At 68.3% G+C, this 17,415-nt stretch carries 18 protein-coding genes; 4 read left to right on the forward strand and 14 right to left on the reverse strand.

Annotated features, from left to right (window positions below):
* Positions 1–14: 14 nt before the first annotated feature.
* Together BLU18_RS05280 and BLU18_RS05285 are read left to right on the forward strand one after the other, a co-directional pair.
* Positions 15–1,403, forward strand: coding sequence for a hypothetical protein (locus BLU18_RS05280; RefSeq protein ID WP_092632583.1), 1,389 nt, complete (start codon positions 15–17; stop codon positions 1,401–1,403).
* Entirely contained in the window at positions 1,400–1,669 is a 270-nt protein-coding gene (locus BLU18_RS05285; protein ID WP_092632587.1) for a hypothetical protein, read from the forward strand. The genes BLU18_RS05280 and BLU18_RS05285 overlap by 4 nt, the downstream gene beginning before the upstream one ends.
* Here the strand turns inward: BLU18_RS05285 and BLU18_RS05290 are convergent.
* Positions 1,666–2,739 carry a phytoene/squalene synthase family protein gene (locus BLU18_RS05290; RefSeq protein WP_092632590.1) on the reverse strand — a complete coding sequence of 358 codons (1,074 nt, stop codon included), beginning with the start codon at positions 2,737–2,739 and terminating at the stop codon, positions 1,666–1,668. The two genes, BLU18_RS05285 and BLU18_RS05290, sit on opposite strands and share 4 nt — an antisense overlap.
* A gap of 113 nt (positions 2,740–2,852) precedes the next feature.
* Here BLU18_RS05290 and BLU18_RS05295 point away from each other — a divergent pair, with 113 nt between their 5' ends.
* On the forward strand, positions 2,853–4,142 hold the full coding sequence (locus BLU18_RS05295) for an LEA/WHy family protein (protein WP_092633627.1): 1,290 nt from the start codon (positions 2,853–2,855) through the stop codon (positions 4,140–4,142).
* Positions 4,143–4,181: 39 nt separating this feature from the next.
* Here BLU18_RS05295 and BLU18_RS05300 read toward each other — a convergent pair whose 3' ends face one another.
* The 13 genes from BLU18_RS05300 to BLU18_RS05360 all read right to left on the reverse strand — a co-directional run bounded on the left by BLU18_RS05300 (position 4,182) and on the right by BLU18_RS05360 (position 16,625).
* Positions 4,182–5,213, reverse strand: coding sequence for a phosphate signaling complex PhoU family protein (locus tag BLU18_RS05300; RefSeq protein ID WP_092632593.1), 1,032 nt, complete (start codon positions 5,211–5,213; stop codon positions 4,182–4,184).
* A gap of 78 nt (positions 5,214–5,291) precedes the next feature.
* Positions 5,292–6,350 carry an ATP-NAD kinase family protein gene (locus tag BLU18_RS05305; RefSeq protein ID WP_092632596.1) on the reverse strand — a complete coding sequence of 353 codons (1,059 nt, stop codon included), beginning with the start codon at positions 6,348–6,350 and terminating at the stop codon, positions 5,292–5,294.
* A 188-nt stretch (positions 6,351–6,538) separates the two neighbouring features.
* Positions 6,539–7,219, reverse strand: coding sequence for a competence/damage-inducible protein A (locus tag BLU18_RS05310; protein WP_092632599.1), 681 nt, complete (start codon positions 7,217–7,219; stop codon positions 6,539–6,541).
* 83 nt (positions 7,220–7,302) lie between these two features.
* The gene (locus BLU18_RS05315; RefSeq protein WP_092632602.1) at positions 7,303–8,091 is read right to left on the reverse strand and encodes a DUF5803 family protein; all 789 of its coding nucleotides are present in this window, start codon (positions 8,089–8,091) and stop codon (positions 7,303–7,305) included.
* Between the two features lie 3 nt (positions 8,092–8,094).
* On the reverse strand, positions 8,095–8,763 hold the full coding sequence (locus BLU18_RS05320) for a DUF2110 family protein (protein WP_092632605.1): 669 nt from the start codon (positions 8,761–8,763) through the stop codon (positions 8,095–8,097).
* Positions 8,763–9,287: a transcription factor gene (locus BLU18_RS05325; protein WP_092632608.1), complete on the reverse strand. Its 525-nt coding sequence runs from the start codon at positions 9,285–9,287 to the stop codon at positions 8,763–8,765. The genes BLU18_RS05320 and BLU18_RS05325 overlap by 1 nt, the downstream gene beginning before the upstream one ends.
* A 69-nt stretch (positions 9,288–9,356) precedes the next feature.
* Entirely contained in the window at positions 9,357–9,938 is a 582-nt protein-coding gene (locus tag BLU18_RS05330; RefSeq protein ID WP_092632611.1) for an NfeD family protein, read from the reverse strand.
* 39 nt (positions 9,939–9,977) lie between these two features.
* On the reverse strand, positions 9,978–10,172 hold the full coding sequence (locus tag BLU18_RS05335) for a DUF7312 domain-containing protein (RefSeq protein WP_092632614.1): 195 nt from the start codon (positions 10,170–10,172) through the stop codon (positions 9,978–9,980).
* 46 nt (positions 10,173–10,218) lie between these two features.
* Positions 10,219–11,973 (reverse strand): pyruvate kinase, encoded by a 1,755-nt coding sequence (gene pyk / locus BLU18_RS05340; RefSeq protein WP_092632617.1) that lies wholly within the window; start codon positions 11,971–11,973, stop codon positions 10,219–10,221.
* Positions 11,974–12,010: 37 nt separating this feature from the next.
* Entirely contained in the window at positions 12,011–14,071 is a 2,061-nt protein-coding gene (metG, locus tag BLU18_RS05345; protein ID WP_092632620.1) for a methionine--tRNA ligase, read from the reverse strand.
* A gap of 83 nt (positions 14,072–14,154) precedes the next feature.
* On the reverse strand, positions 14,155–14,922 hold the full coding sequence (locus BLU18_RS05350) for a class I SAM-dependent methyltransferase (RefSeq protein WP_092632623.1): 768 nt from the start codon (positions 14,920–14,922) through the stop codon (positions 14,155–14,157).
* A 38-nt stretch (positions 14,923–14,960) separates the two neighbouring features.
* Positions 14,961–15,713 carry a 4-phosphopantoate--beta-alanine ligase gene (locus tag BLU18_RS05355; RefSeq protein WP_092632626.1) on the reverse strand — a complete coding sequence of 251 codons (753 nt, stop codon included), beginning with the start codon at positions 15,711–15,713 and terminating at the stop codon, positions 14,961–14,963.
* A 51-nt stretch (positions 15,714–15,764) separates the two neighbouring features.
* Complete coding sequence (locus BLU18_RS05360) at positions 15,765–16,625, reverse strand: pantoate kinase (RefSeq protein WP_092632629.1); 861 nt, start codon at positions 16,623–16,625, stop codon at positions 15,765–15,767.
* Positions 16,626–16,709: 84 nt separating this feature from the next.
* Here BLU18_RS05360 and BLU18_RS05365 point away from each other — a divergent pair, with 84 nt between their 5' ends.
* Positions 16,710–17,285, forward strand: a complete 576-nt coding sequence (locus tag BLU18_RS05365) for an LURP-one-related/scramblase family protein (protein WP_092632632.1) — start codon at positions 16,710–16,712, stop codon at positions 17,283–17,285.
* Positions 17,286–17,415: the final 130 nt, after the last annotated feature.

Genomic DNA, 17,415 nt, shown 5'->3' on the forward strand with positions numbered 1-17,415 from the left:
CAACGTCTGCGACGATGGTCACGACGCGCTGGCGTCGACGGCGTCGGGTCGTGCTCGCCACCCTCCTCTGGTTGGTGACCGGAACCGGCGTTGCCACCGCTCACAGCGGCGGCCTCGGCGGGTCGGCACGAGACCCCATCGCCGTTCCGACGTGGCTCTTCCTGCTCACCGGGGGCGGCGTCGTCGGCGTCTCCTTCCTCCTCGCCAGTTTCGTCACCGACCGCAACCTCGTCGACGCCATTCACGACTGGGGGCGACCGCTCCCTACACCCGGCCGACTCGTCCGCCTCGTCGCCCGCGTCGGCGCCCTCGCCCTCTTCGTCGCCGTCCTCGTCACGGGCTATCTCGGCCCGTCGACCGGCGTCCGTAGCCTCACCGTCCTCGTCGTCTGGGTGGGCTGGTGGGGCGGCTACGTTGCCTCGACGTACCTCCTCGGGAACACGTGGTCGACGCTCAATCCCGTTCGGATGCTCGTCGACCCACTGCCGTCGCTGGAGCGTGCCTACCCCGACCGACTCGGCGCGTGGCCGAGCGTCGCCGGCCTCCTCCTCCTCGTCTGGGTCGAGGTGACGACGCCGCTCGCGGACGACCCGCGACTGCTCGCGACGGTGCTCGTGGCATACACGCTCGTCACGGTCGGCGGCGCCGTCGTCTTCGGCCCGGACCAGTGGTTCGACCGCGTCGACCCGATTTCGCGTGCGCTCAGACTCTACGGCCGCCTCGCGCCTCTCCACGTCGCTGACGGCCGACTCCGCCTCCGACTGCCGGGAGCCGACCTGCCCGATACGGTCCTCGACGGCCGCGACGACGTGGCGTTCGTCGTGACGATTCTCTTTGTCACGACCTACGACGGCTTCGTCGCTACCGGCCCGTGGGCCGGAGTCGCGCGCACCGTCGTCGGCGCGGGCGTCCCCTCGACTGCGCTCTATCTGGGCGCCTATCTCGTCGGCGCCGCGCTGTTCTATCTGGCCTATCGCGCGTCGGCCCGTCTCGGTCGCCACCGCGCCGACACGTACCTCACGACGACGTATCTCGCGCGGCGGTTCGCGCCCGCGCTCCTCCCTATCGCCGCCGGCTACCACCTCGCGCACAACCTCGGCACGGTGCTGACGTTGGGGCCGACGCTCGCCGCCGTCGCCACCGCGCCCCTGTCGCCGCCGGCGTCGCCGCCGCAACTCGCCGGGTTGCCAGCGTGGTTCGGCGGCCTCGAACTCGCCTGCGTCCTCGTCGGCCACCTCGTGGCCGTCTGGGTCGCGCACGCCACCGCGTACGACGTCTTCCCCTCGCGCTTGCAGGCGGTGCGGAGTCAGTACGGCGTCACCGCCGTCATGGTCGTCTACACCATGCTCAGCCTCTGGATAGTCGCCGAACCGTACGTCGCACCTCCCTTCATCGCAACATGATAGACCCCGACCACGACACCGAGGTTCCGTCCGACGCGACGGCGCACGTCTGCGACCGGTGCGGTCGTCCCTTCACTCGCGAGTCATACCTCGCGCTCCATCGGGGACTGACGCATCGAGAAACGCTGTCGGCCGCCGAGCGCGAAGCGTTCGAATCGGCACGCGAAGAAGAAGTGGCCGACCTGCGTCGGTTCCGACTCTTGGCGCTCGCGGGGGTCGTCGGTCTCTACTTCGCCTTCCTGATGACGTACGCAGTCGTGACCTAATCCGCCTGCCCGCTCGTGCGGTGATAGGGCTGGCCGGCGATGTCCTCCCGGAGGCTGGCCAGCGAGTCCGACGGGGCGCCCGTCATCTCCGTGACGACGGCGAACACCTCTTGGCGCGAAATCTTCACGCCGGTCGACGAGAGGGCGTCTTCCGGACGTTCGAGGAGTTCGCGAAGCGTCCCGACGGCGAGCAGGAAGGGAATCGCCCACGCGGCGACGGTGTTGCCGTCCGTGGTGGGCACCGCTTCGAGGTACGTCTGGGCGTCGTCGAGAAACGAGCGGGCGTGGGTGGCGGTCCGGCGGACCACCGCGGCCGCGCCAGCGGTGTGTTCGGGGGCGAGTACCTCGTCTTGGGGGACGCCCTCGGCAGCCAGCCACTCGGCGGGGAGGTAGACGTTGTCCTCCTCGGTGTAGTCGTCGTAGACGTCCTTGGCGACGTTGACCAGTTGCAAGAGGAGTCCGAACTCCTCGGCGGTGTCGTAGAGGCGGGCGCGGCGGTCGCTGTTCAGGTCGCCACGCGCCAGCAGGTTGGTGACCAGGTTCCCGACGGTGCCGGCGGCGTAGTAGCAGTACTCCTCCAGTTCCTCGCGGGACTGGATGCGGAGTCCACCCTCGTCGGCGTAGCGCTCGACGAACATCGCCATCCCCTGTACGAGTTCGCGCGCCGGCGGTGTCACGGCCTCGCACACGTCGTCGGGGAGTCCGCGGAAGGTGCCGACGATCCGCGGGGTACTCGCGACGACCTCCCAGTCGTCGGTTCGGTCCTCGGGGGCGGGGAGCCACTCGTCGACGGACGCGCGGAACGTCTCGGCGTCGGTGTCGTCGTCGGGGTCCAGCACGCGGTCGTACTCGCGCAGGAGGCGCGCCTGTTCGGCCGGCGGGATGTGGTCTGCGTCCTCGACGGTGTCTGGCACGCGACAGAGGAGGTAGCCGATACAGATGTACGACGCCATCGGTTCGTCGAGCACGTCGACGGTCAACGCGAACGTTCGAGAGACGCCCTGCACCGCCTCGTGACACCACTCGAGGTCGGCTTGGTCACCGGGAGGTCTGGCTGCGTGTCGAGACATTCGGAGCGATTGCGCGTTACGACCGCGGGGATAAAAAGGCTCGTGGGCGGTTTCGGCGGCACACTCGTCCGAGAGCCGCAAGTGGTATGTCCTCGGCGGTGCGTCGACTCGGTATGTTTGCCTGGCTCCGACGGACCCTGTCGACGACGCGGCGACTCGTCGTGGTGGCCGTCGTCGCGGTACTCGTACTCGGCGGCCTCGCCTTCTTCGTCTTCAGTCAGCCCTCGGTCACCGCCGTCAACAACCAGTTCGGCAACGTCACCGACGAGACGACCGCCATCGAGAGCGAGCTTACCGTGCAGAACCCCAATCCCGTCGGCGCCCAACTCGGCGGCATCACCGTCGACTACGCCATCGACATGAACGGCATTCGGATGGCGAACGGGACGAAAGACGGCGTCTCGATTCCGAAAGGGGAGTCGACCGTCCCCATGACGACCCAGCTGTCGAACGAGCGCATCCCGCCGTGGTGGGTGAGCCACATCCGCAACGACGAACGGACGACACTCGCGGTCAACGCCGACGTGCACTCCTCGACGCTCGGCGCCTCCTTCGGCGCCCCGAAGGTGACGCGTGAGATAAACACGGACATCATCTCTGCGTTCAACTCGACGGAGAATCGCCCAGTCGGCGAATCGCCGAGCGGTGGCCCCATCCTCGTGATTCGGGAGACCAGCGCCCAGTGGGGGACCGTCGACACCGAGGCCACCCGCATCGACATGCGCTTTGTCGTCCACAACCCCAACTCCTACCCCGTCCCCATCTCCGAACTCAGTTACCGGGCGGAGATGAACGGCATCGAGATGGGGAACGGCGCCACCGAGGACAAGGGCGTGATTCCGCCGGGCGAAACCCGGACCATCGAAGCGACGACCACGCTCAACAACGGCCGAATCGACGAGTGGTGGGTGAGCCACCTCCAGAACGAGCAGACGACCGACCTCCGCATCGACTTCGCGGCCCGCGTCGAACTGCCGACCGGAACCGTCGAGATTCCGCTCGACCCCATCACCTACACCCGAACCATCGAGACGGACATCTTCGGGAACAAGGCCGACGACGCCGCGAACGAGTCGGCGACGAACAGCACCGCGACGCCGACGCCGAGTGGTGACGACGGGTCGTCGGGCGAGTCGACGCCGACCGACGACGGCCTCCTCGACGACGGCACCGCGACGCCGACGCCCACCGACGACGAACAGACGGAGACGGCGACCCCGACGCCCACACCCACCGACGACGGCCTCCTCGACGACGGTACCGCGACGCCGACACCCACCGACGACGAACAGACGGAGACGGCGACCCCGACGCCCACGCCCACCGACGACGGCCTCCTCTCGGTCGGCGCGCGGCCGGTCGCTCCGTGTCTCGGCAGTCAGCAGCGACTCTCGGTGGCGTAGGCAAGCAAAAGCGGATAGTCGAGAAGTCTTCTCAGCGCGTCACTCGATGGTGACGTGTTCGGACTCTTCGTTGAGCGCGAGGTTGGCCGCGATTTCGGCGTTTCGCATGGCGTACTGTGCGGTCTGCTGGAGGCTGACCAGCACCTCGCGAGTGCGGAGGAGTTCGACTTTCGGCATGTCAGGCAGACTCCGGATGAGCTCCATCTCGCGGTCGGTGATGTCCTCGTACATCCGTCCGACGGCGATGGCCTTGTCGTAGTCGCGTTCGACGACAGCCTCGACGGCGGTGGCGGTGATTTCGTCCACTTGGTCGGTGAACTCGCGGATGCGACGCATCGTCGACCCGTCGACGTCAAGCGTGTTGTCCGTGGCGTCGAGAGCGATGTTGCCGATGTCCTCGGCGTTGTCCGCGGTCAGTTCGAGGTTCTTCGCCACCGAGCGGTAGCCGATGAGCGGGAAGCCGGATTCGAGGCCGACCGCTCGCGCGAGGTTCGGGTTCTGGTACGCCATGAAGATGAGGCGAAGCAGGAGGACGAAAATCTTGTTCGCCTGTCGCTCCCGGTTCAGCGCCCGTTCGGCCAGGTCGGCGTTGCCGTGCGCGATGGCCTTGATGGACTCGCCGCGCATCGTACTCCCCGTGTTCTCGAGGCGTTCGAGGAGGTTGTCGAGCGTGAAGTCCTCCGGGTCGACCGAACACCGGATGGCGATTCGCTCAGGCGTCTCCTCGATGACACCGAGGCCCATCAGCTGCGTCTCGGCGCGGTAGACGGCGTTGATGTGTTCGCTGTCGAGTGCGCCCTCCGACTTCTGGATGTGGATGACGCGTCGCCCGAGGACGTACTGGGCGACGATGGCGCGTTCGAGCGCTCGTGCGTCGAGGTTGTCGGCGTGAATGGTCGCCGTCGACCCCTCGGTACTCGCCGACTCCGGCAGCACCGTAATCGTCCCCTTGCCGCCCATCCGCAGCGACACCTCGTCCCCCTTCTCGACGTTGTTCTCTTTGGCCCACTCCGCCGGAAGTGTCATGGCGAGCGTCGAGGGTCCTAACCGCTGAACCTTCCGTGTTTCCATACCATATGTATCTACTCCAGAGACCTTAATCTTCACTATGCACCATTATACCTCATGAATGATGTTGAAGTGATGCGATTAGCGCACCTCCATCAGTCGCGACTCGAAGCGACCGACTCGAACGCGGGTCCAGCCACGGAGCTCCGCGTCGAGTTCCGGGTCGTCGGTGTCGACGCGAAGCGTCCCGATATCGTCGAGTTTCGCCCGCGAGGCGACCACTGCCACGTCACAGCGTCGAATCACGTCGGGTGAGAGCTGGGGGTTCCCCCGCCCGAAGACGAACCCCTGTCCGCCGATGGGCGAGACGACGACGACGTTTCGCTCACCGAGGGCGTCGAGAATCTCGGATTCGGTCGCGTCCCGAACCAGCACCTCGCCGTCGCGCCACACGTCGACGCCGAGGGGTGACCCCTCGAATCCGAGTGCGTCCTTTATCTCACCGACCGTACTCCCCGGGCCGAGGACGTAGGTGACGCCCGCTTCTGCCTCCGCGACGAACCCCGCGGCCATCGCTTCGACGTTCCCGCTCCCCGTCTGCTTCGACGACTGCACGTTCTCTCCGACGGGGACGCGTGCAACGGCGCGGAGTTCGGGGTCGACCGATCCCTCGCGATAGGCGTCCTCGTCGATGTCGAGGACCTCCCGGCGTTCGGTCCGCTCGAAGGTGGCGAGTACGTCGGCCGCGTCCTCCGGCGAGACGGCGAACACGGAGGAGTACACCTTCACGCCGCCGGGAATCCCGAGCATCGGCACGTCGGAATCGGACAGCGCTTCGGCCACGTCCGCGGCGGTGCCGTCGCCGCCGACGAAACAGAGCAGGTCGACCCCAGCCTCCAGAAGCGCCGCGACGGCCTCGCGGGTGTCCGCCGCTGTCGTCTCGGACCCCGACGGCCCGCCGGGAACCTCGGGGTCGAAGCCCGCGTCGCGGGCCAGGTCGGCGCCCATCGGCGCCCCCCACGTCACCAGCGTCACGTCCGGCAGGCGCTCGCTGATGGCGTCGAGTGCGCGGCGTGCTCGGTCCGGTGACCGCGGCTCCGCGCCGCGGGCGCGCGCCTCCTCGACCTTGTCGTCTGTCCCTTTCAGGCCGACGCGCCCGCCCATGCCGGCAATGGGATTGACCACGAACCCGAGTCGCATTGTCGGGTCTATGGGAGCGAGGGCAAAAGGGCCGCGGCTCACAACACTCACTATTAAGCGACTGCCGGCGGAAGGGCCGCTATGTTCCTCCTTCAGGCTGGGGAACCGCTCCCCATCGGCGTGACGGCCGCGGCCGTGTTGCTCGTCAGCCTCCTTGTCACCGGGCTCTGGCTCCGATATCTGACGCGCTAGTCGACGCGCTCGCGAAGCCACGCCGCCGCCGCGGCCGCCGTCTCCGCGTCCGCCGCCGTCACCTTCAACCGCACGTCGTCCCCGGGGTAGCTGCCGACGGTCACGTCGAACTCCTCGCGGACAGCGTCGAGACGGTCGAGGAGGGCGCTCTCCGGTTCGCTCGTCCGCACCGTTTCGACGTGGCGGCGCTCGCCTTCGAACTCCGACGCCACCGACTCGAACATCGCCTTCATCTCGCTCGGGACGCCCGGAAGCACGTAGACGCCGTCGATTACGGCGCCCGGCGCGACGCCCTCCGGGTTCGGAATGTGTTGTGCCCCGTCCGGGAGATGCGTCGTCCCCTCCGTCCGGTCCGCGGCGGCGTAGTCAGTGTGGTCGTCGAGCCACGCCGCCGCGTCCGCGTTCGGGACCACGTCGCGCCCGAACGCCGCCGCGACGCCGTCCATCGTCACGTCGTCGTGTGTCGGCCCGACACCGCCGGTGACGATGACCGCGTCGTACTCCGCGCGGTACTCGTTGACTACGCGGGCGATATCGGCGATTCGATCCGGAACGGTCGTGACGCGCTCGACCGAGACGCCGCGCTCGTCGAGGCGGTCACACAGCCACGAGGCGTTCGTGTTGACCGTATCGCCAGAGAGCAGTTCGTCGCCGACGGTGACGACCGCGACTCGCATACGCAGCGGTAGGCGGTCGGGATTGAAAACGACCGCGGCCGACGACCGAGCGTCGTCGGCCGCCGTCACGGCGACCCGCCGTGTCAGCCCATTCCGGGCGGCGGGTCGTCGCCGAACTCGTCGTCCTCGGTGTCGACGTCGAGGCCGAGTGCCTCGCGTTGCCGGCGAAGCGCCTCGATGCGACGCTTGTAGTAGAAGGCGCCGGCGAGGCCGACCACCACGAGCACCGCCGCGGCGCCACCGAAGAGCGTCAGGTCTCGCTGCAGGTAGAACTGCACCGAGACGGCGTCGGCCTCGACGTTCTCCCACTCGATGACCCGCTGCGACCCGTCGGCGGTCACCTCGTAGCCACTCGGGTCGACCGTGCCGAACGGGAACACCTCGACCCGGCGGTTCGGCGGCAAGACGACTTCGTACGACCCGTTGACGAACGTCGGGAGCGAGAAGCGCTTGGGCGTGCTCGACGAGGTGAAGGCGAGTTGGCCGCCGTCGGTCCCGTTCGGCATCGACACCGCTACGCGTGACCGCGAGCGGTCGATGTCGCCGCCGCGCTCGCGGAGTTCCGTCCCCGTGATAACCGTCCCGTTGGGGTACCGGTACCGGACCGCCGAGACGGGGATGGCGTTGCGCCCGCCGAAGCCGTCACGCCGGAACAGCTCCATCGACTCGCCCTCGACACGGTAGACGGCCTGGAAGCGGGCGTTCTCCGTGATGGTGATGTGGGCGTTCACGGCGTTGTCCCACACGTAGGGCGACGGCGGGTCCTCGTCCAGTTGCTCGTCAGAGATGGGTTGGGAACCGAGCAGGCCCGCACACCCGGCGGTGAGCGCCAACGCCGCGAGCGCCAGCGGAATCAGATACCGACGGTTCATCGATCAGGGGATGACACATTTGAGCTCCGCCGGCAGGTACTCGCCGACGCTGGCGAGCAGTCCCGGCGGGTCGGTGCCGGGCGTACAGACGACGCTCTGTTCGAGCAGACCGAGTCGCTCGACGGTGACCACGTCGCGGGCGTGTCCCGCGCGGTTCAGCGTCGCGCGCACCTCGCCACGCGTGGCGCTGTTGACGTTCAGGCGGCCGTTCTCGCCACGGGTCCAGTCGTAGAGGCGGTCACGCTCCGCGTCAGCGAGTCGCGGCGGGTCGCCCGCCACGAACCGGAGCGGGAGATGTTGGACGAGGCCGAAGCGGTCCCGAATCTGGGACGGCGACCCCCGGCCGAGCCCCAACTGGTCGCTGGGGATGCGGACTCGCTCGCCCGCATCGAGGACGATGCCGTCCTCGTCCCACGATTCGAGCGTTCCGACGTACGTCTCGCCGTCCTCGAAGCCGGTGCCGATTTCGCCCCACTCCTCGCGGAGCGCGTTCCGGGCCACCACTTCGTCGTCGCCCTCGACAGTCACCGACACGAAGTCGTCGTGGCGGACGCCGATGGTCCACGTCACGTCCAAGTCGCCGATGGCGTTGTCGACGAGTGATTCCATGCCGTCGAGTGCGCGTTTGCGTGCCGAGCCGTCCACGTAACACTTGGTTGCGAGAACGACCATCAGCGGGTGACTTCCACGTTAAGCTCGTTTCGGAGCTCCTCGATGCGGCGTTCGGTCGCCTCTATCATGTCGTCGTTGTCCATGGGTTCGAGCGGCGCGCCCGTCTCCGGACACTGGAAGTCGAACTCCATCGCCTCGCTGAACTCGAAGCGGATGCCCGCGGGTTCCGAGAGGTAGAACTCGTGGGTCCGTTCGTACTCCAGTCGCTCCTCCAACGCGTCGAGCAGGCGGTACATCTCCTCTTCGAGGTTCTCCGGAATGTTCTCGTACTCGAAGGTCCACAGATACGTGAGCCACCCAGAGTCCTCGTCGCGGACGCGGCGGTAGCTGGCGAGGTCGTTCTCGTAGAGGATGAACAGGGCTCGGCGAACGTCGTTGAGTTCGAGTCCGAGTTCCTCGGCGAGTTCCTCGTCCGTCACCTCCCCGTCCGGCGGCGCGGCGGCGACCGGCATCCCCGTCGGCCCGACGAGCTCGTGGAGGTACTTCTGGATCACCGGATCGCTCAGCAGCTCCTCAAAAGCCATTGTGTTCCGTTCGGAGCGGTGGCGATTTAAACGCCACGGTGCGGTCGCCGAGCCAGCGGCGCCAACAGTTCAGGCGTGCTCCGGTTCGTCCTCTCGGTCGTCGTCCGCCTCCGTCGTCCGCCCCCGTTCGAGTTCGGCGTCGATGTCGTCCTCGATGTCGGCCATCGAGGTGACCGTGAGGACGTTGCCGCCGCCGGGGTCGACGACCAGGATTTCGGTCCCGACGGGGATTTCGCCGTCCATCGAGCGCGCGGCGTAGTTCGGGTCGAAGCCACCGCGGTCGAGCTTGACCGACCCCTGCTGGGACGTGACGCGTTCGGTCACGTGTCCGGTCCGCCCCCGAAGCGAATCCGAGTCAGTCGTCTGTCCACTCCCGCTGTCACCGTAGAGGTCGAACCGTCGATAGCCGACCAGCGCCAGCACGCCGAACACGAGCACGAGCGCCGCGAGGACGAGCGGACCGGCCACCGGGCCGAGCAAGAGGCCGACGATACCCGCCCCGAGCAACGCCACGCCGAGGACGGCGAAGTGAGCGCCCGGCGCCATCGCCTCCGCTATCGAGAGGCCCAACCCGGCGACGACCAACAGTAGCGGGAGCATCTCCGGCCCGAGTTCGACCCCGGACTGGAGCGCGACCGTGGGTGTGACCATACCGACCGTTTGGCCTGCGGGCGCTTATACTACCGGCCGTTAGAGCCCACCGAGTGCGGCGGCGAAGATACCGACCGAGAGCGCCACGCCGAGCAAGACGAACACGACGTTCTCCAGTTCCGGCGATTCGGGTTCGATTGCCGCGGGGTCGTCGGCGTCCTCACCGACCTCGTCGAGGGCGAACCGCCACGGCGACTCGTCGTCGTCGCGGTCGTCATCCGAAAGCGCGCTCATACAGGTGCTATCGGGCGCCAAGTGAAAGGGATACCGACCGCGGCTGCTATCGCGGCCGTTCGCGCGGGGTCACGTCGCCCTCGTAGACGACGCCGCGGTCGGCGTGGAGCGTGACCGTCGTGCCGTCGGCCACCTCGTCCGGCAGGGGCGCCCCGCTTATCATCGGAATGCCCTGCTCGCGGGCGACGAGCGCCGCGTAACTCGTCATGCCCGGCCGGGCGTCGACGATGCCGCCGATGCGCCCCGTGTCGCCCTCGAACTCGCCATCGAACGTCGCCGGGAGCGCGACGATGGCGCCCGCGGGGGCGTCCGAGAGGTCACCGTCGGAACACCGGAACACCGGCCCGGCGGCGCGCCCGCGGGCGACGCTTCGCCCCGTCGCCACCGTCTCCGAGGCGACGTGGACTTTCAGCGTGTTGGTGGTGTTCGTCCCTTCCAGTTCGGTCATCATCCCCGAGAGGACGACCACGGTGTCGCCGCTCTCGGCGACGCCGGCCTCGATAGCAGCGTCGACGGCGGCGTCGACCATCCCCTCGATGTCCTCGCGGTAGGCGGCGTACTGGGCGTCGATACCCCACGAGAGCGCGAGTTGACGGCGCACGCGGTCCTGTGGCGTCGTCGCCACGATGGGGACGCCCGGGCGGAACTTCGCCGTCGTCCGCGCGGTGTAGCCCGACTCCGAGACGGCGACGATGGCCGCGGCGCCGAGGTCACGCGCCAGATACCGGGCCGCCCGCGCCAGCGCCTCCGTCTGTGACTCGGCCGCGGCCTGCGGGACGCGGTCCTCGCGCGTCTCGACGTACTCGTCGCTTCGCTCCACTTCGCGTACGATGCGGTCCATCGTCTCGACGACGCGAACGGGGTGGTCGCCGATGGCCGTCTCACCCGAGAGCATCACCGCGTCCGTCCCGTCGAGGACGGCGTTAGCCACGTCCGACGCCTCCGCGCGCGTCGGGCGCCGGGAGTGGACCATCGAGTCCAGCATCTCCGTCGCCGTGATGACGGGCACGCCCGCGTCCTGGGCGCTGTGAATGATCTGCTTTTGCACCATCGGGACGTGTTCCAGCGGACACTCCACGCCGAGGTCACCGCGCGCGACCATCACGCCGTAGGACGCCTCTACGATGTCGTCGATGTGGTCGACGGCGCCCGCTCGCTCTATCTTCGAGATGACGGGGATGTCGCCGCCCGCGCTCTCGATGGCGTCGGTGACCGCATACACGTCGTCGGCGTCGCGGACGAAACTCGCCGCGACGAAGTCCGCGTCCTCCTCGACGGCCACCTCGATGTCGCGGCGGTCGCTCTCGGTCACCACTTCGAGGTCGAGGTCGACGCCGGGGACGTTCACTCCCTTTCGACTCCCCAACTCCCCGCCAGAGACGATGTGTGCGGTGACGGCGTCGCTGTCGACCGACTCCACCTCCGTCTCGATGCGCCCGTCGTCGAGGAGGATACGGTCGCCGGGTTCAACCTCCGTCAGGGCGTAGGAGAGGCCGACCTTCTCCGGCGTCGCAGTGTCGCCCTCGACGAACCGAACGGTCGCGTCGCTCGGCAGGTCGATCGGCTCGTCGAGTTCGGCGGTTCGAATCTCCGGCCCCTGCAGGTCGAGCATCGACGCGAGGGGGTCGTCGATGGCGGTGTCTACCTCGTGGATTCGCTGGATGAGTTCCGCGCGGTCCTCGTGGGTGCCGTGACTCGCGTTGAGGCGGGCGACCGCCATCCCGGCGTCCGCGAGTTCGCGGATGGTCTGCCGGTCGTCGGAGGCGGGGCCCAAGGTACAGACTATCTTGGCTCGGCGCATACCCGCCCTTCACCGGGACGGAGGAAAAAGGCGGTTGCTACTGCACTCGTTCGCCCGGCACCGCGTCGCCGACCGTCGTCAGCAGGTCGGCCTCGTCGCCCGCCGCGAGGATCATCCCGTTCGACTCGACGCCGAACAGTTCCGCCTTCTCCAAGTTCGCGAGGACGATGACGCGCGTCCCCGGCAGATCCGAGAGGTCGTGGAGCTGCTTGATGCCCGCGACGATTTGGCGCTCCTCGACGCCGATGTCGACGACGAGGCGCGCGAGTTTGTCCGCGCCCTCGATGCCCTCGGCCTCCAGAATCTCGCCGACGCGGATGTCGAGATCCTCGAACGTGTCGAAGTCGATGCGGTCGGATTCGATGGGGTCGAAGTCGGTCATGTCGGTGGTGTCGTCGTCTTCGTCGTCGTCGTCGCTCGCTGCTGCCACTCGCTCTTCCAGCTTCGCGTTCAGTTCCTCGACGCGCTCTTCCGGAATCTTCTCGTACAGTTCGGTCGGCTCCGGCAGGTCGGCCGCCGGCGGTTCGAGCGCGGCGTCGATTTCGGCGTCGTGGACCGAGCCCTCGCCGCCGACCTGCGACCACAGGTCCTCGCAGGTGCCGGGCGCGACGGGGGCGAAGAGGACGGCGACGGCCTTCGCAATCTGGACGCAGTCGCGAATCACCTGCGCCGCACGCTCGGGGTCGTCGTCCACGAGGTTCCACGGTTCGTTGCGCTGGATGTACTCGTTGCCGAAGCCAGCGAGGGCGACGGCCGCGTCGCCTGCCTCGCGCACCGAGTAGTCGTTGACGGCGGCGGCGAAGTCGTCTATCGCCGTCTCGATGCGCTCCCGGACCTCCTCGGAGAGGTCGGCGTCGGGCGCCCCGCCGAACTCGCGATGCGCGAAGAGGAGCGCGCGGTACGCGAAGTTGCCGACGGTGCCGACGAGTTCGTTGTTGACGCGCTCGCGGAACCGTTCCCACGAGAAGTCCACGTCCTGCTGGAACCCGCCGTTGGTGGCGAGATAGTACCGCAGGAGGTCGGGGTGGAAGCCCTCGTCGAGATACTCGTCGGCCCACACCGCACGATTTCGCGACGTGGAGAAGCCCTTGCCGTTGAGCGTGATGAACCCGCTCGCCATCACCGCACGGGGTTCGGTGTAGTCGACGCCGTGGAGCATCGCCGGCCAGAACACCGTGTGGTGCTGGATGATGTCGCGACCGATGACGTGGACGATGTCGCCGCTCTGCTGCCACGCGTCCGCCCAGTCGAAGGTGTCCGGGCCGACGCGCTCGGAGTACTGCTTCGTCGAGGAGACGTACTCGATGGGGGCGTCCACCCAGACGTAGAGCACGAGGTCGTCCGCGCCCTCGCCCTCGGGATAGTCGATACCCCAGTCCATGTCGCGCGTGATACACCAGTCGCGGAGTTCGCCCTCGATCCACTCTCGGGGTTGGTTGCGGGCGTTGGGCGTCCCCTCCAGTCGGTCGAGGAAGTCGGAGAGATACTCTTGGAACTCCGAGACGCGGAAGAACTTGTGGGTCTGCTCGCGGTACTCCGCGGGATTACCCGTGATGGTGCTCTCGGGGTCCTCGATTTCGCCGGGTTCGAGGTGGCGACCACACCCCTCGTCACACTCGTCGCCGCGGGCGCGTTCGCCGCAGTAGGGGCAGGTGCCCTCGACGTAGCGGTCCGGGAGCGACTGCTCTTCCTCGGGGTCGTAGGCCACCATAATCTCCTTCTCGTAGACGTGGCCCTCCTCTTCCAGCGTGCGGACGATGTCGGTCGTCAGTTCGACGTTCGTCTCGTCGTGGGTGTGGCCGTAGTTGTCGAACTCGACGCCGAACTTCGGGAACGTCGACTTGTAGGTCTCGTGCCACTCGAGGGCGAACTCCTCGGGGGAGACGCCCTCCTGTTCGGCGTTGACTGCGACCGGCGTCCCGTGCATGTCCGACCCGGAGACGAAGGCCGTCTCCTGACCGAGCGTTCGGAGCGCGCGGGCGTACACGTCGCCGCCGACGTACGTTCGCAGGTGGCCGATGTGGAGGTCGCCGTTGGCGTAGGGCAACCCGCACGTCACCACCGCCGGCTGGTCCGTGGGGAACTCCTCGTGGCTCATACGTACTCACTGGAGGATGCGACCCTAAAGCCCGCCGATTCCGGCGGGACCGTCGCACCGAGAGGGCGCGGACGGGCGACGGGTCAGGCCGTCGGCGTCGCCGCGATGGCGACGTAGGGCTCGTCGGAGAACCCGGGGCGCTCGACGGTCGCCACGCGCTCGACCGACAGTCCGGCGTCGCCCAGACATCGCCGCCAGTACGCCTCGTGATCGCTCACGCCCTCCGGCGTAATCGGGAGTTCGAGCAGGCCAACCGTTCCGTCCTCGGCACACACCCGCCGGAGTTCGTCGAAGAGGGCATCCCGGCGCGTCTCGGGCACGTCGTGGGCGACCCGGCAGGCGGTGACGACGTCGAAGGCGTCGTCCGAAAAGGGGAGCCGAGAGGCGTCGCCCGCGGCGGGGGAGACGTCGATTCCAGCGCGGGCGCCGTTCCGCCGCGCCAACTGCGGCCCGTTACCGAGGATGACGCGGTCGTCGAACACGTCGAGGCCGACGACGTGGGTCGACGACGGCAGGTGGGGTGCGAGACCCACCAGCGACCGCCCGGAGCCACAGCCCACGTCGAGCGCGCGGTCCACGTCCCCGAGTGGGAGAAGCGACGCGAGCGCGTCGTATTTCGGGCGGTCGAGCGCCCACGGCACGGGCGATAGGAGTCGCCGAGCCGTCGTCCCGGCGCGGACGAGCGCTGTGACGCCGACGAGCGCGGCGAGCAGTCGTCGCAGTCGCCCGCCGCGTCGCCCGACGACGACCGCCGCACCGAACAGCGAGAGCGAGGCGCCGATTCGTCGCAGTCGCTCGCGCCAGTGATAGACGCCGAAGAAGTACGTCGGGCGCCGGTCGAACGGATTCATGCCGTTGGCGTCGGCGCCCGAGCGTATGTAGATACCGCCTACGCCAACTCGCCCGAGCGAATCGCTCGCTCGGCGTCCGCGAGGGCCGCCTCGGCGTCGAAGTCGGCGACGATACGTTCGAGCGTCTCGCGGTCCGCGTCCGCCAACTCGCGAGCGTGGTCGGTGACGTTCGGAATCGCCCGCAGGATGTTGTCGACGATGGGCACGTCAGCGACTTGCGCCGACCGTGAGAGCGGGTTCAGGTCGACGACGAGTTCCACCTTCCCCATATCGGCGAGCGCCGCCGCCCGGTCGCCGTCCTCCAAGGGGACGAGCACCACGTCAGCGTCGGCGATGCCGTCGGCGTCCACCGTCGCGCGGTCGTGCGAGAGGCCGGGGATGCGCGCGTCGGCCGCCAGTCCCTTCACCTCGCTCGCACCGTGTTCGCGGAGGTGGTCGGCGATGGCCTGCATCCGCTCGTCGGTCCGGTTGAACAGGTTCACCTCCAAGTCGGCGCCGACGGCATCCGCGAGGGCGACGAGTTCGTCCGGAACCAGCGCCGCGGCGTTGCCGTTGACGGAGATGACGGGGTGGCGCGCGAGCAACAGGTGGGCGGCGGCGGCGCGGGCCGCGTCGTCCGCCGACGGGAGCGTCCGCTCGCCGAGCAGGTAGTCGAACGCTTCCCCTCGGCCCTCGGCGATGAGGCCCTGCTTGCTGGTGATGCCGGCGTCGACGCCGGCCTCGATGCGGTGGCGCGTCACCAGCGAGTCGTGACGGGGGTGATCCGCCGGAACGTCGTCGCCCTCGACCATGCTACGCCGGAGGCGTGGGCGGAGTAAAAACGCCGCGATGAGCGACTCGAATCAGTCGGCGAGGTGAGCGCCCGCGGCGCAGGTCCGGCACGCGCTGGCGTCGTAGCCAGCGTCGCTGAGGCCGCGGTCCAGCGCGAACACCGTCTCGCCCAGCATCACCATCGACGCCTCGCCGCCCGCGGCGGTGACGGCCTCGACCGTCTCGTGAACGCGGTCAGTCCGCAGGCCGACGCGCCGGGAGAACTGCCGCGACGCCGCGACCAGCTCCGACAGGGTCGGCCGCTCGCGGAGCGAGTCGAGGGCTGCGTCGCCCGCCTCGACGAGCGGTGCGGTGTCGCCGGCGAGCACGTCCGCCGTCGAGAGGTCGCCGAAAGAAATGTACTCGATTCGGCGCGTGGTCGCCACGCCGTCGAGACGGCCGTGACCGGGCGCGCCGGGTGCGAGTCGAATCGGGACGCCGCCCCGAGCCTGCGCCACCACGTCGCCGAGACCCGTGCCGGCCTCCACTTCCGCCCGGTGGGCGAGGGTCACGAGGTCGTTGGCCGAGCGCTCGCAGTCGAAGCGAGCGTTGGCCGCCAGTGCCGTCCCCAACGCCATCGCGCCCGAGACGCCGAACCCGGTCCCGAGTGGGAGGTCGCTCTCCGCGACGACGCGGGCGCGGTCGGCCACGCCCAACCCCTCCAGCACTGTCTCGACCGGCGGCATCGAGAGCGAGTCGCCGTCGAGGGTGAGCGTCGGGTCGGCGCTCGACTCGGCGGCCCGGACCGTCACCCGGACGCCGTCGGTGAGCGTCACGCCGGCGCCGCGGGACCCGGCGCGTTCGGGGTCGTCGTCGGGGCACGGACTGAAGAATCCGGTGACGTGACCGGGGACGAACGCCGTCGGGGGGTCGGCCGGCGACTCCTCGCGCATGTTCCGACGAGGGGTCGGGAGTCGTTAAGCCCTGTCGGAACGCGCCGCCCATGATTCATAACCGATGCCGCCGACAGGTGGCGTATGTCGACCGCCACGGGCTTCTCGACTATCGACCTCTCGGGGACGGAGTACACCGTCGAACAGTCGCTCGTCCGCAACAAGTACGCCGCGTACGACGAACACGGGGACCTCGTCCTCCGCGCCAAGCAGAAACTGTTCAAGCTGAAAGAGGAGTTTCCCTTCGTCGACGCCGACGGCAACGAGGTGTTCACCGTCAAGGCCGGCGGGATTCTCGACGTGGCGGGCAGCTACGCCATCTTCGACGCCCAGACGGGCGAACGCGTCGCCATCCTCGACAACGACTTCTCGGTCTTTCAGGACATGTGGACCATCCGAGACGGGCAGACGGAGGCGGCCCTCGCGAAGATTACGTCACGGGGCGCGCTCGTCACACTCGCGCGCAACCTCCTTCCCATCGGCGAGCTCATCCCGCACAAGTACGAGATAACCGACACGCAGGGCGCACACGTCGGGTCGATAAGCGGCCAGTTGTCGCTGCGGGATAAGTACGCAATCACCATCGACGACGCGAGCACGGTCCCCAAAGACGCCGTCGTCGCCGCGGCGATGGTCATCGACGCGATTCAGGGGAACTAGACCGTCGTCTACGGACTCATACTGTTAGCTGTAACTGATTCAAGAAATTCGGCACCCGAAGGTGCCGAATTTCTGTATTGACTTACAGCGGACAGTATCAGACGCTGACGGTCACGTGGGAACGCGGTCG

This window comes from Haloplanus vescus (assembly GCF_900107665.1).
GTDB classification, from domain to species: domain Archaea; phylum Halobacteriota; class Halobacteria; order Halobacteriales; family Haloferacaceae; genus Haloplanus; species Haloplanus vescus.

Excerpts from the sequence above, each read along its gene's own strand:
- BLU18_RS05280 (WP_092632583.1), top strand. The coding sequence starts at position 15 with ATGGTCACGACGCGCTGGCGTCGACGGCGTCGGGTCGTGCTCGCCACC.
- BLU18_RS05285 (WP_092632587.1), top strand. The coding sequence starts at position 1,400 with ATGATAGACCCCGACCACGACACCGAGGTTCCGTCCGACGCGACGGCG.
- BLU18_RS05290 (WP_092632590.1), bottom strand. The coding sequence starts at position 2,739 with ATGTCTCGACACGCAGCCAGACCTCCCGGTGACCAAGCCGACCTCGAG.
- BLU18_RS05295 (WP_092633627.1), top strand. The coding sequence starts at position 2,853 with ATGTTTGCCTGGCTCCGACGGACCCTGTCGACGACGCGGCGACTCGTC.
- BLU18_RS05300 (WP_092632593.1), bottom strand. The coding sequence starts at position 5,213 with ATGGAAACACGGAAGGTTCAGCGGTTAGGACCCTCGACGCTCGCCATG.
- BLU18_RS05305 (WP_092632596.1), bottom strand. The coding sequence starts at position 6,350 with ATGCGACTCGGGTTCGTGGTCAATCCCATTGCCGGCATGGGCGGGCGC.
- BLU18_RS05310 (WP_092632599.1), bottom strand. The coding sequence starts at position 7,219 with ATGCGAGTCGCGGTCGTCACCGTCGGCGACGAACTGCTCTCTGGCGAT.
- BLU18_RS05315 (WP_092632602.1), bottom strand. The coding sequence starts at position 8,091 with ATGAACCGTCGGTATCTGATTCCGCTGGCGCTCGCGGCGTTGGCGCTC.
- BLU18_RS05320 (WP_092632605.1), bottom strand. The coding sequence starts at position 8,763 with ATGGTCGTTCTCGCAACCAAGTGTTACGTGGACGGCTCGGCACGCAAA.
- BLU18_RS05325 (WP_092632608.1), bottom strand. The coding sequence starts at position 9,287 with ATGGCTTTTGAGGAGCTGCTGAGCGATCCGGTGATCCAGAAGTACCTC.
- BLU18_RS05330 (WP_092632611.1), bottom strand. The coding sequence starts at position 9,938 with ATGGTCACACCCACGGTCGCGCTCCAGTCCGGGGTCGAACTCGGGCCG.
- BLU18_RS05335 (WP_092632614.1), bottom strand. The coding sequence starts at position 10,172 with ATGAGCGCGCTTTCGGATGACGACCGCGACGACGACGAGTCGCCGTGG.
- pyk (WP_092632617.1), bottom strand. The coding sequence starts at position 11,973 with ATGCGCCGAGCCAAGATAGTCTGTACCTTGGGCCCCGCCTCCGACGAC.
- metG (WP_092632620.1), bottom strand. The coding sequence starts at position 14,071 with ATGAGCCACGAGGAGTTCCCCACGGACCAGCCGGCGGTGGTGACGTGC.
- BLU18_RS05350 (WP_092632623.1), bottom strand. The coding sequence starts at position 14,922 with ATGAATCCGTTCGACCGGCGCCCGACGTACTTCTTCGGCGTCTATCAC.
- BLU18_RS05355 (WP_092632626.1), bottom strand. The coding sequence starts at position 15,713 with ATGGTCGAGGGCGACGACGTTCCGGCGGATCACCCCCGTCACGACTCG.
- BLU18_RS05360 (WP_092632629.1), bottom strand. The coding sequence starts at position 16,625 with ATGCGCGAGGAGTCGCCGGCCGACCCCCCGACGGCGTTCGTCCCCGGT.
- BLU18_RS05365 (WP_092632632.1), top strand. The coding sequence starts at position 16,710 with ATGTCGACCGCCACGGGCTTCTCGACTATCGACCTCTCGGGGACGGAG.